The sequence below is a fragment of the Xanthomonas sp. BRIP62411 genome (assembly GCF_003993525.1).
Taxonomy (GTDB): Bacteria; Pseudomonadota; Gammaproteobacteria; order Xanthomonadales; family Xanthomonadaceae; genus Xanthomonas; species Xanthomonas euroxanthea.
Window position 1 is genome coordinate 182,789 of record NZ_QEZI01000011.1, and the last position, 15,504, is coordinate 198,292.

Annotated in this window: 14 protein-coding genes and 1 riboswitch; of the genes, 10 read left to right on the forward strand and 4 right to left on the reverse strand. The window is 65.7% G+C overall.

What is annotated here, in order from left to right; translation table 11 throughout:
* Positions 1–2 precede the first annotated feature (2 nt).
* Positions 3–71: riboswitch (Fluoride riboswitch) on the forward strand.
* A 114-nt stretch (positions 72–185) separates the two neighbouring features.
* Complete coding sequence (crcB, locus tag EO139_RS08865; protein ID WP_126970271.1) at positions 186–587, forward strand: fluoride efflux transporter CrcB; 402 nt, start codon at positions 186–188, stop codon at positions 585–587.
* A gap of 335 nt (positions 588–922) precedes the next feature.
* On the opposite strand, the gene EO139_RS08870 is transcribed toward crcB, so the two are convergent.
* From EO139_RS08870 to EO139_RS08880, 3 genes are all read right to left on the reverse strand, one after another.
* Positions 923–2,128, reverse strand: a complete 1,206-nt coding sequence (locus tag EO139_RS08870; RefSeq protein WP_016901771.1) for an acetyl-CoA C-acyltransferase — start codon at positions 2,126–2,128, stop codon at positions 923–925.
* 155 nt (positions 2,129–2,283) lie between these two features.
* On the reverse strand, positions 2,284–4,656 hold the full coding sequence (locus tag EO139_RS08875; RefSeq protein ID WP_126970273.1) for a 3-hydroxyacyl-CoA dehydrogenase/enoyl-CoA hydratase family protein: 2,373 nt from the start codon (positions 4,654–4,656) through the stop codon (positions 2,284–2,286).
* Positions 4,657–4,681: 25 nt separating this feature from the next.
* Entirely contained in the window at positions 4,682–5,314 is a 633-nt protein-coding gene (locus EO139_RS08880) for a TetR/AcrR family transcriptional regulator (protein WP_024940119.1), read from the reverse strand.
* Positions 5,315–5,531: 217 nt separating this feature from the next.
* Here EO139_RS08880 and ndk point away from each other — a divergent pair, with 217 nt between their 5' ends.
* The 8 genes from ndk to glp all read left to right on the forward strand — a co-directional run bounded on the left by ndk (position 5,532) and on the right by glp (position 13,607).
* Positions 5,532–5,957, forward strand: coding sequence for a nucleoside-diphosphate kinase (ndk, locus tag EO139_RS08885; RefSeq protein ID WP_024940120.1), 426 nt, complete (start codon positions 5,532–5,534; stop codon positions 5,955–5,957).
* 18 nt (positions 5,958–5,975) lie between these two features.
* Positions 5,976–7,181, forward strand: a complete 1,206-nt coding sequence (gene rlmN, locus EO139_RS08890; RefSeq protein ID WP_104582654.1) for a 23S rRNA (adenine(2503)-C(2))-methyltransferase RlmN — start codon at positions 5,976–5,978, stop codon at positions 7,179–7,181.
* 10 nt (positions 7,182–7,191) lie between these two features.
* Complete coding sequence (gene pilW / locus EO139_RS08895) at positions 7,192–7,980, forward strand: type IV pilus biogenesis/stability protein PilW (protein ID WP_126946081.1); 789 nt, start codon at positions 7,192–7,194, stop codon at positions 7,978–7,980.
* Entirely contained in the window at positions 7,977–8,837 is an 861-nt protein-coding gene (locus tag EO139_RS08900) for a helix-turn-helix domain-containing protein (protein WP_104582653.1), read from the forward strand. The genes pilW and EO139_RS08900 overlap by 4 nt, the downstream gene beginning before the upstream one ends.
* Before the next feature lie 70 nt (positions 8,838–8,907).
* A complete protein-coding gene (locus EO139_RS08905) occupies positions 8,908–9,546 on the forward strand; it encodes a tetratricopeptide repeat protein (RefSeq protein ID WP_126970275.1) in 639 nt (212 codons plus the stop codon).
* The gene (bamB, locus tag EO139_RS08910; RefSeq protein WP_164739796.1) at positions 9,546–10,763 is read left to right on the forward strand and encodes an outer membrane protein assembly factor BamB; all 1,218 of its coding nucleotides are present in this window, start codon (positions 9,546–9,548) and stop codon (positions 10,761–10,763) included. Before EO139_RS08905 ends, bamB begins: the two co-directional genes overlap by 1 nt.
* Before the next feature lie 10 nt (positions 10,764–10,773).
* Complete coding sequence (gene der, locus EO139_RS08915) at positions 10,774–12,171, forward strand: ribosome biogenesis GTPase Der (protein ID WP_126970277.1); 1,398 nt, start codon at positions 10,774–10,776, stop codon at positions 12,169–12,171.
* Positions 12,172–12,386: 215 nt separating this feature from the next.
* Positions 12,387–13,607: a gephyrin-like molybdotransferase Glp gene (gene glp / locus EO139_RS08920; protein WP_126970279.1), complete on the forward strand. Its 1,221-nt coding sequence runs from the start codon at positions 12,387–12,389 to the stop codon at positions 13,605–13,607.
* A 270-nt stretch (positions 13,608–13,877) separates the two neighbouring features.
* Here the strand turns inward: glp and moeB are convergent, their stop codons facing one another.
* Positions 13,878–15,020, reverse strand: coding sequence for a molybdopterin-synthase adenylyltransferase MoeB (gene moeB / locus EO139_RS08925; protein WP_126945951.1), 1,143 nt, complete (start codon positions 15,018–15,020; stop codon positions 13,878–13,880).
* A gap of 104 nt (positions 15,021–15,124) precedes the next feature.
* On the opposite strand from moeB, the gene EO139_RS08930 reads away from it, so the two are divergent.
* Positions 15,125–15,340 (forward strand): hypothetical protein, encoded by a 216-nt coding sequence (locus EO139_RS08930; protein WP_104582649.1) that lies wholly within the window; start codon positions 15,125–15,127, stop codon positions 15,338–15,340.
* The last annotated feature ends 164 nt before the right edge of the window (positions 15,341–15,504 follow it).

A 15,504-nucleotide genomic window follows, 5' to 3' on the forward strand; every position in this document is an offset into this window, starting at 1 on the left:
TCGGCCGTGCAGGAGATGGCATTCCTCCTTGAACCGCACGCAGTCTGCGCGCTGATGATGCCTGCCCACCCCCGCCGGGGCGGCAGGTCTGTGCCCCGGCATCTTTTCTCGCTCAGGAACTGGATGCTGCCGACCATGCACGACACGTCGTTGAAAACTCCATCGGCCGCTTGCGGACTGCAGACATGAACGCACCGGTGTGGTGGCAGCAGCTGCTGCTGGCGATGACCGGCGGCGCATTGGGGTCCGGCCTGCGCTTTGCCATTGGTGCCTCGTTGCTGCAACGCTTTGGCAACGGATTTCCGTGGGGCACGTTGACGGTGAATCTGCTCGGCTCCTTCGTCGCCGGCGTGCTGCTGGTCTGGCTGGATGCGCGCGGGCCGGCGAGCTGGCCGCTGCGGGCCTTGCTGATCGTCGGCGTGATCGGCGGGCTGACCACGTTCTCGTCGCTGATGATGGAATGCCTGGTGTTTGCACGCACGGATCGGTCCGCGATGATCGGCGTGTATCTGGCCATCACGCTGGTGGCCGGACTGGCGCTGGTGTTTGCCGGTGCGCGTACCGGTCAGTGGCTGGCGGCGCGTTAGGCTTGGGTCTGCCGTGCGCTCGCGAGAAGCGAAGACCGGGATGCGGTGGCATTGCGTGCGCGCCACGCTGGCTATCGAACGGCTGGCACGTTCTGGGCGTTCTTGCCGCAGATGCCGCCGGGCGGCAGTCAATGCGCAGATCAGGAGCCCTGCTCAAATGCGATGCTCGGCCGGCGTGCCTATCGGGCGCGCAACGGATGAATGGTGTCGCTTGCACTCGCTGACGGCCGCCCGCACTGGCGCATAAAGAAGGCGTGCTTGCGCACGCCTTGGTTGACTGACAGCCGCGTCAGCGTTGCGAGATCGGCTTGTCAGCCGATCTCACGATCCGTGACTTACAGCGCTTCGATGATGCCGGCCGCGCCCATGCCGGTGCCGATGCACATGGTGACCATGCCGTACTTCTGCTGGCGACGGCGCAGGCCGTGCACCAGGGTGGCGGCACGGATCGCGCCGGTGGCGCCCAGCGGGTGGCCCAGGGCGATGGCGCCGCCGAGCGGGTTGACCTTGGACGGATCCAGTTCGCTGTCGCGGATCACCGCCAATGCCTGCGCGGCGAAGGCTTCGTTGAGCTCGATCCAGTCGAGCTGGTCCTTGGTCAGGCCGGCCTGCTTGAGCGCCTTGGGGATCGCCGCGATCGGGCCGATACCCATCACTTCCGGGCGCACGCCGGCCACCGAGAAGCTGACAAAACGCGCCAGGGGGGTCAGGCCGTAATCCTTGATCGCCTGTTCCGAGGCCAGCAGCACCGCACCGGCGCCATCGCTCATCTGCGAGGAATTGCCGGCGGTGACGCTGCCGCCGAACTGGCCATTGCGGAACACCGGGCGCAGCTTGGCCAGGCCTTCCAGCGAGCTGTCCGGGCGCGGGCCTTCGTCGGTGTCGACCAGGCGCTTGCGCAGTGCGATGACATTGCCGGCCAGGTCGGGCTGGTGCGAGAGGATCTCGTACGGAGTGATCTCGTCGCGGAACTCGCCGGCGGCAATGGCGGCAATCGCCTTCTGGTGCGAAGCGAGTGCAAACGCATCCTGATCCTCGCGCGAGACCTTCCATTCCTCGGCGACCTTCTCGGCGGTGATGCCCATGCCGTAGGCGATGGCGACATGGTCGTCGGCGAACACGTTTGGCGACATGGCAACCTTGTTGCCCATCATCGGCACCATCGACATCGACTCGGTACCGCCGGCCAGCATCAGGTCGGCATTGCCCAGGCGGATCTGGTCGGCGGCCATCGCCACCGCCTGGATACCGGACGAGCAGAAGCGATTGATGGTCTGGCCGGCCACGGTGTTGGGCAGGCCGGCGAGCAATACGCCGATGCGCGCCACGTTCATGCCTTGCTCGCCCTCGGGCATCGCGCAGCCGATGATGGCGTCGTCGATGCGCGACAGGTCGATGCCCGGCGCCTGCGCCACCACTGCGCGCAAGACGTGCGCCAGCATGTCGTCGGGACGGGTATTGCGGAACACGCCCTTGGGCGCCTTGCCCACCGGCGTACGCGTGGCGGCGACGATGTAGGCTTCTTGAATCTGCTTGCTCATGGCTATCTCCGATAGCCGGGAATCGAGAATGGGGAGTCGGGAATCGCAAGTGCGGATTCGCCTGAGTTCGCCATTTTCATTACCCGGCAGAATAGTGGGGAGAAGCGGGGAGTCGGTTGGGCTTTTACCCATTCCCGATTCCCCACTCCCGATTCTCAGTTCCTGAGTGGCTTACCCGTCTTGAGCATGTGCCCAATCCGTGCCTGGGTCTTTTCCTGCTGGGCCAGTTCGACGAAGTGCTTGCGCTCCAGCTTGAGCAGCCATTCTTCGTCGACCAGCGCGCCGCGATCGACCTCGCCGCCGCACATCACCGTGGCGATGCGGGTGGCGATTTCATAGTCGTATTCGCTGATGAAACGGCCTTCCAGCATGTTGACCAGCAGCATCTTGAAGGTGGCGATGCCGACGTCGCCGGCGACCTGGATGCGGCGTGCCGGCAGCGGAGCGCGGTAGCCGCCCTCGGCCAGTGCGCGCGCTTCGGCCTTGGCGATGTGCAAGGCCTCGAAGCCGTTGAACACCACCTTGTCGGTGGCCCGCAGCAGGCCCAGCTCCTTGGCATTGACCGCCGAATTGGAGACCTTGGCCATCGCGATGGTTTCGAAAGTCTTCTTCAGCTCAGCGAACACGTCGCCGCCCGGACCTGCCGCCACCGAGGCGCGCGCGGCGATTTCCTTCAGCCCGCCGCCGGCCGGCAGCAGGCCGACGCCGGCTTCGACCAGGCCGATGTAGCTTTCCAGCGAGGCCACGGTCTTGGCGCTATGCATCTGGAACTCGCAGCCGCCGCCCAGCGCCAGCCCGCGCACCGCCGAAATCACCGGCACCTGCGCATACTTGATGCGCTGGCTGGTGGCCTGGAAGTTGGCGACCAGCGCTTCGAACGCATCGACCTTACCAGCCTGCAGCAGACCCAGCGCGCCGGCCAGATCGGCGCCGGCGGAGAAGGGCTCCTTCTGCTGCCAGATCACCAGCCCGGCGAAGTCCTTCTCGGCGCGGCCGACGACCTCCTGCAGACCATTGAGCACGTGATCGGAGACGGTGTTCATCTTGGTCTTGAAGCTGACCACGGCGATGTCGTCACCGTCGTGCCACATGCGCACGCCGTCGTTTTCGAACACCGTCTCGCCCGGCGAGAACTGCTCGCCCAGCAACGGGTCGGGGAAGCGCTGGCGCTTGTATACCGGCAACGCCGAACGCGGCAGCTTGGCATCGCGTGCCGGGCTGTACGAGCCTTCGGCCGCATGCACGCCGTCGCGGCCGTCGAACACCCAGTTCGGCAGCGGTGCGCTGCTCATGCTCTTGCCGTTGGAGATGTCTTCGGCAATCCACTGCGCCACCTGCTTCCAGCCGGCGGCCTGCCAGGTCTCGAACGGGCCGAGCGACCAGCCGTAGCCCCAGCGGATCGCCAGGTCCACGTCGCGCGCGGTCTCGGCAATATCGGCCAGGTGGTAGGCGCTGTAGTGGAACAGGTCGCGGAACGTGGCCCACAGGAACTGCGCCTGCGGATGCTGGCTCTCGCGCAATTTGGCGAACTTCTCGGCCGGGTTCCTGATCTTGAGGATCTCTATCACTTCCGGCGCTGCGCTGCGGTCGGCGGTCCTGTAATCCTGCTTCTGCAGGTCCAGCACCACGATGTCCTTGCCGACCTTGCGGAAGATGCCGGCGCCCACCTTCTGACCGAGCGCGCCCTTGCCGATCAACGCATCCAGCCACTTGGGCGATTTGAAATATTGATGCCACGGATCATCGGGCAGGGTGTCGCCCATGGTCTTGATCACGTGCGCCATGGTGTCCAGGCCGACCACGTCCGAGGTGCGGTAGGTCGCCGACTTCGGGCGCCCGACCAGCGGGCCGGTCAGCGCATCGACTTCGTCGAAGCCCAGACCGAACTCGGCGGTGTGGTGGATGGTGGACAGGATCGAGAACACGCCGATGCGGTTACCGATGAAGTTCGGGGTGTCCTTCGCATACACCACGCCCTTACCCAGCGTGGTGACCAGGAAACTCTCCAGGCCTTCCAGCACGGCCTTATCGGTGCCCTTTGCGGGAATCAGTTCGGCCAGGTGCATGTAGCGCGGCGGATTGAAGAAGTGCACGCCGCAGAAGCGGTGACGCAACTGCTCGGGCAGCACGTCGGAGAGCTTGTTGATGCCCAGGCCCGAGGTATTGGAGGCCAGCACGGCGTGCTCGGCCACGAACGGGGCGATCTTCTTGTACAGGTCCTGCTTCCAGTCCATGCGCTCGGCGATGGCCTCGATGATCAGGTCGCAATCGCGCAACTGCTCCAGGCCGCTCTCGTAGTTGGCCGGGGTGATCGCCTCGGCCAGCGCCTTGCTGGCGAGCGGGGCAGGGCTGAGCTTGCCGAGGTTGGCGATGGCCTTGAGCACGATGCCGTCGGCAGGACCCTCCTTGGCAGGCAGGTCGAACAGCACGGTGTCGACACCGGCGTTGGTGAGATGCGCGGCGATCTGCGCGCCCATGACGCCGGCACCGAGCACGGCAGCACGACGGACTAGCAACGGATTGGACATAGCGATGAGCCTTTGGTGTGAGCGACTACGGTGTGGAATGGGTACGGAAACCCGGTTCTGCAAAACGGATCAGTTCGCGCGCGGCGCGCGCGCGGTGGTCGGCCTCGCTGACGCCGGCCGGCCGCTTGATAAGGCCGAAATCGGCCATGGCATAGGTGAGCGCACCGGCGAGGAAATCCAGGCGCCAGTAAAGCTCCTCCTTGCTCAGGCCCGGCACGCAGGCAGCGATGGCCTTGCCGAATTCGCGCAGTACATGCCCGTAGTGGTCGGACAGGAACTTGCGCAGGTTGTCGTTCTTTTCGGCGTAGGCGCGCGCAATCACGCGCACGAAGGCGCCACCGCTCTGGCGGTCCTGGGCCATCGCCAGGGCCGGCTCGACGAAGGCCGCGAGTACCGCGGTGAGCTCGCCTGGCTGTGACTTCCTGGCCGCCTCCAGTTGCTGCAGGCGCGCGGCGGTCATCTCGTCCATGCGGCGGCGGAACACCTCGTTGACCAGGTTTTCCTTGGAACCGAAGTGGTAGTTGACCGCGGCGATATTGACGTCGGCCTGGGTGGTCAGCTGGCGCAGCGAGGTCCCGGCGAAGCCATGCTGGGCGAACAGCTCCTCGGCCGCGCCGAGGATGCGGTCCTTGGTGGAGAAGTGGGCGGGCTTGGGCATGCGCGGGACGAAACTCAATCAAACGATTGTTTGAGTCTACGGGCTGGCCGCCGCGCCGGTCATGCGGCACCGCAGCACGATTCAGGGGGCGGTGTGCAAATGCAGCGATGAAGAGATAGAATTGACCATCGCAAAGAAGCCTAAGCCCGCGTTTTGACGCGGGTTTTTTTCATGATAATCTCGGGCCTTCAGTGGCCCGCCCAACGGAGATCTTCCCATGGCGCTGGAGCGCACCCTGTCCATCATCAAGCCCGACGCCGTTGCCAAGAACGTCATCGGCGAAATCTACAGCCGTTTCGAAAAGGCCGGCCTGAAGATCGTGGCATCCAAGTACAAGCAGCTGTCGCGTCGCGAAGCCGAAGGCTTCTATGCTGTGCACCGCGAGCGTCCGTTCTTCAACGCGCTGGTCGAGTTCATGATCTCCGGCCCGGTGATGATCCAGGCGCTGGAAGGCGAGAACGCCGTTGCCGCACACCGTGACCTGCTGGGCGCGACCAATCCCAAGGACGCCGCGCCGGGTACCATCCGCGCCGACTTCGCCGACTCGATCGATGCCAACGCCGCCCACGGCTCGGATTCGGTCGAGAACGCTGCCAACGAAGTCGCGTATTTCTTTGCCGCCACCGAAGTGGTCTCGCGCTGAGGCCGAGAGAGTCGAATCGTGAATGAGGTCGTGATCCCCTCCGTGCTGCAGGACGTTCCCGTCCGTGCCCCGGAACTGCGCAAGCAGAACCTGCTCGACCTCGACCGCGAGGGACTGGAGCGCTTCTTCGCCGACACGCTCGGCGAAGCGCGCTACCGTGCCCATCAGGTGATGAAGTGGATCCACCATCGCTACGTCACCGATTTCGACCAGATGACGGACCTCGGCAAGGCGCTGCGTGCGAAGTTGCACCAGCATGCCGAGGTCCTCGTCCCGAATGTCGTGTTCGACAAGCCGTCCACCGACGGGACCCACAAGTGGCTGCTGGCCATGGGCACCGACGGCAAGAACGCGATCGAAACCGTCTACATCCCCGACAAGGGCCGCGGCACGCTGTGCGTGTCGTCCCAGGTCGGCTGCGGCCTGAACTGCACCTTCTGTTCGACCGCCACCCAGGGCTTCAACCGCAACCTCACCACCGCCGAGATCGTCGGGCAGGTGTGGGTGGCGGCGCGCCATCTGGGCAACGTGCCGCACCAGCAGCGCCGCCTCACCAATGTGGTGATGATGGGCATGGGCGAGCCGCTGATGAATTTCGACAACGTCGTGCGCGCGATGAGCGTGATGCGCGACGACCTGGGCTACGGCCTGGCCAGCAAGCGGGTGACGCTGTCGACCTCGGGCCTGGTGCCGATGATCGACCGGCTCTCGACCGAAAGCGATGTCTCGCTGGCGGTCTCCTTGCATGCCGCCAACGACACGCTGCGCGAAAGCCTGGTGCCGTTGAACAAGAAGTACCCGATCGCCGAGCTGATGGAGTCGTGCGCGCGCTACCTGCGCGGCAACAAGAAGCGCGATTCGGTCACCTTCGAGTACACCTTGATGAAGGGCATCAACGACCAGCCCGAGCATGCGCGCCAGCTGGCCCGGTTGATGCGGCAGTTCGACAATGCGGTGCAGTCCAAGGACGCCGGCAAGGTCAACCTGATCCCGTTCAATCCATTCCCGGGCACGCGCTACGAGCGCTCGGGCGAGACCGAGATCCGCGCCTTCCAGAAGATCCTGCTCGATGCGCAAGTGCTGACGATGGTGCGCCGTACCCGCGGTGACGACATCGACGCCGCCTGTGGGCAGCTCAAGGGGCAGGTCATGGACCGTACCCGTCGGCAGGCGGATTTCCTGCGCACCCTGGAAGGGCAGGCCGGTCGAGATGCGGCAGCGTGATCTCGCCGTCATGGCGGCCGCGGCGATCGCGCTGAGCGTGGTCGGCTGCGGTGGTCGCAATGCCAAGGCGGGCTCGGTCCAGACGGTCGAGGAGGTCGCGCAGGTGCACTCGTTCCGCGACAGCAACGCAACCAAGAATCGTCTGGCGGTGCAGGAAAAGCTCGGTCTGGCCAATAACCGGCTGCAGATAGGCGACTATGCCGCTGCCGAGGAACAGGTCCGTGCAGCCTTGAAGAAAGATCCCCAATCGGTGGATGCCATTGGGTTGCTCGCGCTGATTCAGGGTGCTAAGGGCGATGTTTCCGGCTCCGGTGCCTCCTACCGCCGGGCTGCGGAACTTGCACCGCAGCGTGGTGATGTCTTGAACAATTACGGCGCATGGTTGTGCGCGAACGGCTCGCCGGCCGAGGCCTTGCTCTGGTTCGATCGCGCCCTGACCGACAGAAACTACGCATCGCCCGCCTCTGCATTGGGTAATGCAGGCGGTTGCGCGCTCAAGGCGGGGCAGCCGGAACGTGCAGCCAGTGACTTGCGGAAAGCGCTGGAACTGGATCCAGTCAATCCGTACGCACTCGAGTCGATGGCACGTTCGGAAGCGACACGTCGCAATTATTTCGAAGCGCGCGCCTTTATCGAACGACGGCTTGCGGCTGCACCGGCAACCGCTTCCGTGTTACAACTCGCCATTCAGATTGAGCAAGGGCTGGGCGACAAGGTAGCTGCCAGCCGTTACCAACAGCGGTTGGTCAGGGAATTTCCTGACGCAGCGACCGCCAACTCCGGGGCCAATGCATTGTGATCAGTGATTCCAATCCGAACCCTTTCGAGCAGGAAAAGGGCTGCGGACAGCATTTGCGCGACGCGCGCGAAGCGGCAGGTCTGAGCGTGGACGAAGTCGCCGGCAAGCTGCGCATGCCGGCGCATGTGGTGCGCTCGCTGGAGCAGGAAGAATGGCAGCGCCTGGGGGCGCCGGTCTTTGTGCGTGGTCAGTTGCGCAGCTATGCGCGCCTGCTGCATGTGGACCTGGAGCCATTGCTGAAGCAGGCCACCATTGCGCCGATCGAGCCGGTCAAGCTGGTCAGTCATACGCATACGCCGCGGGCGCGGCGCATCCTGGAAAGCACGGCGCGCAAGGCGATGTATGTGGTGATCACCGGCGTGTTCGCGGTGCCGGTATGGTATGCGACCCGCTCGCACCTGGATGGCACGGTGCCCAGCACGGTGTCGCTGGACAGCATGCCCGAAACGCCCAGGGCCGGTACCCCGGCCAACGCTGCAACACAGCCGGCCGGCGCGCCGCGCGAGCAGCCGGCCCCGTACATCGCCTCGATGACGCCAGTGCCGCGCGCCACGCCGGAGGTCGAGACGCCTGCAGCGGCGTCCGCCACTGGCGGCAGTCTGTCGTTGAGCTTCAGTGGCGACAGCTGGGTGCAGATTTTGGCGCCCGATGGCAGCGCGGTCGAAAAAGCGCTGGTGCGTGCCGGCGAGCGTCGCAGTTATTCGCCCGGGCAGGTGGGCCGGGTCGTGCTGGGCAACGCGTCGGCGGTAGAGGTTCAGCAAGGCGGCAGTATCGTCGACGTGAGACCGTTCCAGCGCGCTAACGTCGCCCGTTTTGCGGTATCCTCCGACGGCTCCGTGGTACCTGCTTCCGAGTGAAGCGGACTGCGGTTTTTCATTTTTCCCTATTGATGTTCCGCGCCTCCGGGATGACGGAGCGAGAGTACGCATGGCGATCGACGATCTGCTGGACGAACACGAACAAGGCGAACGCGTTCGTTCCTGGTTGAGAAAGAATGGCGCAGGGCTGATTGGCGGCGTCGTACTGGGCCTGGCCCTGATCCTGGGCTGGCAGTGGTGGCAGAAGCACACCGCCACTCAATCGGTGGAAGCCAATACCCGTTACGAGGCGGTGGTGAAGTCCATCCAGGGCAAGGACCTGGACAAGGCGGCCAAGGACATCGTGGCGCTCGATGACGGCAAGGGCGGAATCTACGCCGAGCTGGCTGCATTGCGTCTGGCCCAGGCCCAGGTGGATGCCGGCAAGCATGCCGAGGCGATCAAGACCTTGCGCGACGTGCCCGCCGAAGGCGAGCTCAAGCAGATCGTGCAGCAGCGCCTGGCGCGCGTGCTGACCGAAAGCGGCAAGCCGGACGAAGCGATCACGCTGCTGGCCGATGCGCAGGATCACACCAGCCTGGAGATCCGCGCCGATGCGCTGGTGGTGCAGGGCAAGCCGGATCAAGCGCGTGCGCTCTACGCCAAGGCCCTGACCACGGTCGACGTGGCCTCGCCGCAGCGCCGTTTGCTGGAAACCAAGCTGATGGATGTGGGCGGCAAGGTGCCCGATCCGGCGGAGCCGATTTGATGAAGCAGGTTGATATGTACAAGCGCATTGCATTGATCGCCCTGATGGGCGTGTCGCTGGCCGGTTGCAGCACCGTCAAGGGCTGGTTTGCCGGGAAGGACGCTGCCGCCAAGAAGGCGCAGGAACCTGCCGAGCTGGTCAAGTTCGAGCCGTCGGTCAAGGTCGACAAGATCTGGTCCACCGGCGTGGGCAAGGGCGAAGGCCATATCGGCGTGCGCCAGCGTCCGGCGGTGGCCGATGGCAAGGTGTACGCCTCGGCGATCACCGGCGGCGTGCAGGCACTGGACCTGCAGACCGGCAAGCGCGTGTGGGAATACAAGCCCAAGAAGGAAGAGCGCAACGATCGCAAGTTCAAGCAGCGCCTGTCCGGTGGCCCCGGCGTCGGCGATGGCCTGGTGGTGATCGGCACGCTGTCTGGCGACGTGATTGCATTGAACCAGGCCGATGGCACCGAAAAGTGGCGGGCCAAGGTGCCGAACGAAGTCATCGCTGCACCGGCCATTGCACAGAACCTGGTGTTGGTGCGCAGCAACGATGGTCGCGTCACTGCCTTCGACGCAGCCACCGGCGAACGTCGCTGGTTCCATGCCGAAGAAGGCCCGACCCTGTCGGTGCGCGGCAATGCACCGATCGTGACCGGCCCGGGTGTGTTGTTCGTCGGTAACGATAGCGGCACCTTGAGCGCGCTGGCGTTGCAGGACGGCCGCCCGTTGTGGGAACAGGCAATTGGTGTGCCGGAAGGCCGCACCGAGCTGGAGCGCATGTCCGATGTGGACGGCGCGCCGGTGCTCGACGGCACTACGCTGTATGCGACCAGCTTTAAGAATGAGACTCTCGCATTGGAAGGCCCGAGCGGCCGTCCGCTGTGGACGCGCGATCACGGTGGCGCCGGTGGCGTCGGCGTGTCGTCCGCGGTGGTGGTGGTGTCCGATAACGCCGGCTCGGTGTGGGGCCTGGACAAGAGCAGCGGCGCGGCGATGTGGTCGCAGGCCGCGCTGGCACGTCGCTCCCTGACCGGTGTGGCCATCCAGGGCGATTACGCCGTGGTCGGCGATTACAAAGGCTATCTGCACTGGCTGAAGCTCAGCGATGGTGCACTGGCCGCGCGCGCTCGCGCTGGACGCGACACGCTGCTGGCGCAGCCGATCGTCGTGGATGGCATTCTGTTGGTACAAAACACCGATGGCGATATCACCGCCTTCCGGTTGGCACAATAAGGACTTCGCGATGCTGCCCCTGGTCGCCCTGGTCGGACGGCCCAATGTCGGCAAGTCCACCATCTTCAATGCGCTGACGCGCACCCGTGACGCGCTGGTCCACGACCAGCCCGGCGTTACCCGCGACCGTAACTACGGGGTGTGCCGTCTCGACGAGGAGCGCCCGTTCATCGTCGTCGATACCGGCGGTATCGCCGGCGACGAGGAAGGCCTGGCCGGCGCCACCGCACGCCAGGCACGTGCCGCGGCCGGTGAAGCCGATCTGGTGCTGTTCGTGGTCGACGGCCGCGAAGGTGCCTCCTCGCTGGATGACGAGATCCTGGCCTGGCTGCGCAAGCTGGCGCGGCCGACCGTGCTGGTCATCAACAAGATCGACGGCACCGACGAGGAGACCGTGCGTTCGGAATTCGCGCGCTACGGCTTCTCCGACGTGGTGGCGCTGTCTGCCGCGCATCGGCAGGGCATCGACGAGTTGCTCGAGGAAGTCGGCGCACGCCTGCCCGAGGAAGGTGCCGGCGAGTTGCTGGACACCGACCCGGCACGTGTACGCGTCGCCTTTGTCGGCCGCCCGAACGTAGGCAAGTCGACGCTGGTCAATCGCCTGCTCGGCGAGGAGCGCATGATCGCCTCGGAAGTGCCGGGCACCACGCGCGATTCGATCGCCGTGGACATGGACCGCGACGGGCGCCAGTACCGCTTGATCGACACGGCCGGCCTGCGTCGCCGCGGCAAGGTTGAGGAGGCGGTGGAGAAATTCAGCGCGTTCAAGACGCTGCAGGCGATCGAGCAATGCCAGGTCGCGGTGCTGATGCTCGATGCCGGCGAAGGCGTCACCGATCAGGACGCGACCATCCTGGGGGCGATCCTTGATGCCGGTCGTGCCCTGGTGGTGGCGATCAACAAATGGGACGGGCAGAGCGACTACCAGCGTGCGCAGGCCGAAGACCTGCTGTCGCGCAAGCTGGGCTTCGTCAGCTGGGCCGAGGCGGTGCGGATTTCCGCGCTGCACGGCTCGGGCATGCGCGAGTTGTTCCAGGCGATCCATCGCGCACACGCGTCGGCCACGCACGAGTTCAGCACCAGCGAAGTCAACCAGGCGCTGGAAATCGCCTACGAGACCAATCCGCCGCCGAGCATCCGTGGCCATGTTTCCAAGCTGCGTTACGTGCATCCGGGTGGCGCAAATCCGCCGACCTTCATCGTGCATGGCACGCGCCTGAAGGTGCTGCCGGAGTCCTACAAGCGCTATCTGGAAAACTTCTTCCGCAAGCGCTTCAAGCTGGTCGGCACGCCTGTGCGTTTCATCTTCCGCGAGGGTGCCAATCCGTACGAGGGCAAGAAGAACACGCTCACCGAACGGCAGGTGGCGCGCAAAAGACGGTTGATGAAGCACGTCAAGGGCAAGTAAGCAGGGCACTTAGGGCATGTGCGGGTGCCGGCAGGGCGGCAGGCACCAGCCACGCGTGGCGCGCGATCGTCAGGTGGAGTGAGTGCCGGACCCTTCTTGCCATGGCGATGCGGCGCGTACCACACCGGGGGTAGTGGCATTGACCTGCTTGCGGCACCTGCACGCGCGGTGCCGGGCGCTCCGGGCCGTCGTGTCGCACTGGTATCCTGCGCGCCATGACCGACTATCCCTCCCGCATTCCCTATGCGCAGGCATTGCAGATCCTGCAGGCCGTCGCAGCCAACAGCCGTCCGCCTGACGAAAACATCGCCACCTCGCGTGCCGATGGGCGCATCTGCGCTGCCGATCTGATTGCGCCGCTTGCATTGCCGCCCTTCGCCAACAGCGCGATGGATGGTTTTGCGTTGCGGCATGCCGATGTCGCTGCTGGCGATGCGTCATTGCAACTGGTCGGTGAACAATTCGCCGGCGAGCGCTGGACCGGCACGCTGAGCGCGGGCCAGTGCCTGCGCATCACCACCGGTGCGCCGCTGCCCGATGGCGCCGATACCGTGATCCCGAAGGAAGATGCGCAGGAGCGCGATGGCGTGGTGCGCTTCCGCACGGCGCCTGCCTTGGGTGCGGCGGTACGCCAGGCCGGTAGCGACGTGCGCGCGGGCGACCTGGTGATACAGAGCGGGCAGGTGTTGACGCCAGCCCGGATCGGACTGGCGGCTGCGCTGGGCCTGTCGCGGCTTGCAGTGGCGCCGCGGCCGACCATTGCGGTGCTGGCCACCGGCGATGAGCTGGTGGAGCCGGGCATGCCGTTGGGGCCGGGACAGATCTACAACAGCAACCGCGACATGCTGATGGCGCAGCTGCGGGCACTGGGCTATGCGCCGACCGCCTGGCCGACCCTGCCCGACGATCCGCAACGTATCCGCACGATGCTGGAAGATGCGGCTGCGGCCTTCGACGTGGTGATCACCTGCGGCGGCGTCTCGGCGGGAGAGAAGGATTATCTGCCGCAACTGATCGGCGAACTGGGCCGCATCCACTTCTGGCGCGTGCGCATGCGCCCGGGCATGCCGGCGGTGCTGGGCCAGATTGGGCGCTGCCTGGTGCTGGGCCTGCCGGGCAACCCCGTCTCGGTGCTGGCGACGTTGATCGCCTACGGCGTGCCGTTGCTGGATGGCCTGCAGGGACGTAGCGAGCCGCGTCCGTCCTGGCATGCGGCGCTGGCAAGCCCGTGGGAAAAACGCCACGAGCGCCTGGAGTTCCTGCGCGGGCGCCTGGAGTGCGGCGAAGACGGACGTCTGAGCGCATTGCCGCACCGCGGCGATGCATCGCATCTGTTGCGTGGCGCGGCCGACAGCAATGCCCTGATCGTATTGCCGGAACAGGCGCGGCGCTTCGAGGCGGGCGAGATCGTGCGGGTGATTCCCTACGCGCTGTGATCCCTTGGTGAACCAGGCGCCGCCAGCAGGAAATACCGTGCCTGACGCCAGCGGGCGCGGCCGCTGCACGGTGCGGCAGGTGCCCCGGTTTTTGGTCCATGCCGTTGCTTTCGTGTCATTCGCACGCATCCGCCAACGGTGCGTCACATGGTGTCGGCGACGCTGAGGGAGCGACGACACGCAGCGGAAGACATCGCCTGTCTACCCAGCAAGCCGGCGCGCGGGGATCGGCGGCAACCAACGCCGCCGATGTCCGTTCGGTCGCCGCCCTCAGCCGATTGCGCTGCCGCAGAACGCGGCGTAATCGGCATAACCGGCGAATGCGACGCCAGGTGCGCAGACCGGGCACTGCGGATCGGGCGGCAGGCGGATCTCGCGGAACCGCATCGCCAGCGCATCGAAGCTGAGCAAGCGTCCGGTGAGTGTGTCGCCGATACCGAGCAGCAGCTTGATCGCCTCGGTGGCCTGCAGCAGGCCGATCACGCCGGGCAGCACGCCCAGCACGCCGGCTTCGGCGCAGCTGGGCGCGAATTCGGCTGGCGGTGGCTCGGGAAACAGGCAGCGATAGCACGGTGCCTGGCCGCGCTTGCGGCCGGCATCGAACACGCTCAGTTGCCCTTCGAACTGCTGTACCGCGCCGTAGACCAGCGGCTTGCCGAGTTTGACGCAGGCGTCGTTGAGCAAATAACGCGCAGGAAAATTATCGGCTCCGTCGACCACGACATCCACGTCCTCGAGCAAGGCGTCGACATTGTCGGCAGTCACGCGCGCCTGCCGCGCTTGGACCTGCACGCGTGGATTGAGCGCGGCAATGCGCTGCGCGGCCGAGCTGACCTTGGCAATGCCGACGCTGTCCTCGACATGCAGGATCTGGCGTTGCAGATTGCTGCGGTCCACGACATCGTCATCGACGATCCGCAGCTGGCCGACGCCGGCGGCGGCGAGATAGAACGCCGCAGGCGAGCCGAGCCCGCCTGCACCGACGAGCAACACGCGCGAACGCGCCAGGCGCTGCTGTCCTTCAAGACCGACCTGCGGCAGGCGCAGATGGCGCGAATACCGCTCGAGAAAATCCTGCTCGTCGGGCGGCAGGGTCGGGCGCACCAGGGGGAGGCCGGCGCTCGTCCATGCGGTGGTGCCACCGAGCACCGAAGACACTTGCGTATAGCCCTTCGCGCGCAGGATCTCCGCCGTGTGTGCCGAGCGCTTGCCACTCTGGCAGATCAGCACGATCTCGCGCGCCTGCTCCGACAGGTGCTGTGCGGGTGCGGTTTCCAGATCGCGTTGCGCAATGGCCAACGCGCCTTCGGCCTGGCCGCCGGCACGCTCGTGCAGCTGCCGGATATCGACCAGCAAGGCACCTTGCAGGGCGCGCAGGCGGGCGTTTGCAGGGGAGATGTCGTGGCTGCTCATGGCGCCATTGTCGCGCAAACGCAGGGCATGCGATGCACGGGATTGCCATGTTGGCATCAGGCTCACCAGCACGGCGGTAGCGTGGTCGTACAAGGAGACCCTCAATGACACCTGATATCGACGCGCAACTGAAACAACTTGCCGATGCATTGCCTGATATGCGTCGCCAGCATCCGGACGACTTCTGGGATGTCTTCCACGCACGTGCAGAGAAGATCACCGCTGCCGCGGGCTCGCAGGAGCAGGCGGCGCAAATCGTCAAGCGGATCGACGACATCCTGGCGGCCAATCAGCTTGGACCTGCGGATCCCGGCGCCTGAGCCCCGCGGTCCTCGATGTGTGGGCGCTGCGGTGAGCTAGGTTGGCCTACGCTCGATCCGCGCATCTCCAGCATCGACCGGCAGCAAGCCGGCGCGGCATAGTTGTAGCGCCGGCTTGCCCGCAGCGGTGCCTGCACCGGTTCAGCCTGGCGGTCGCCGTATCG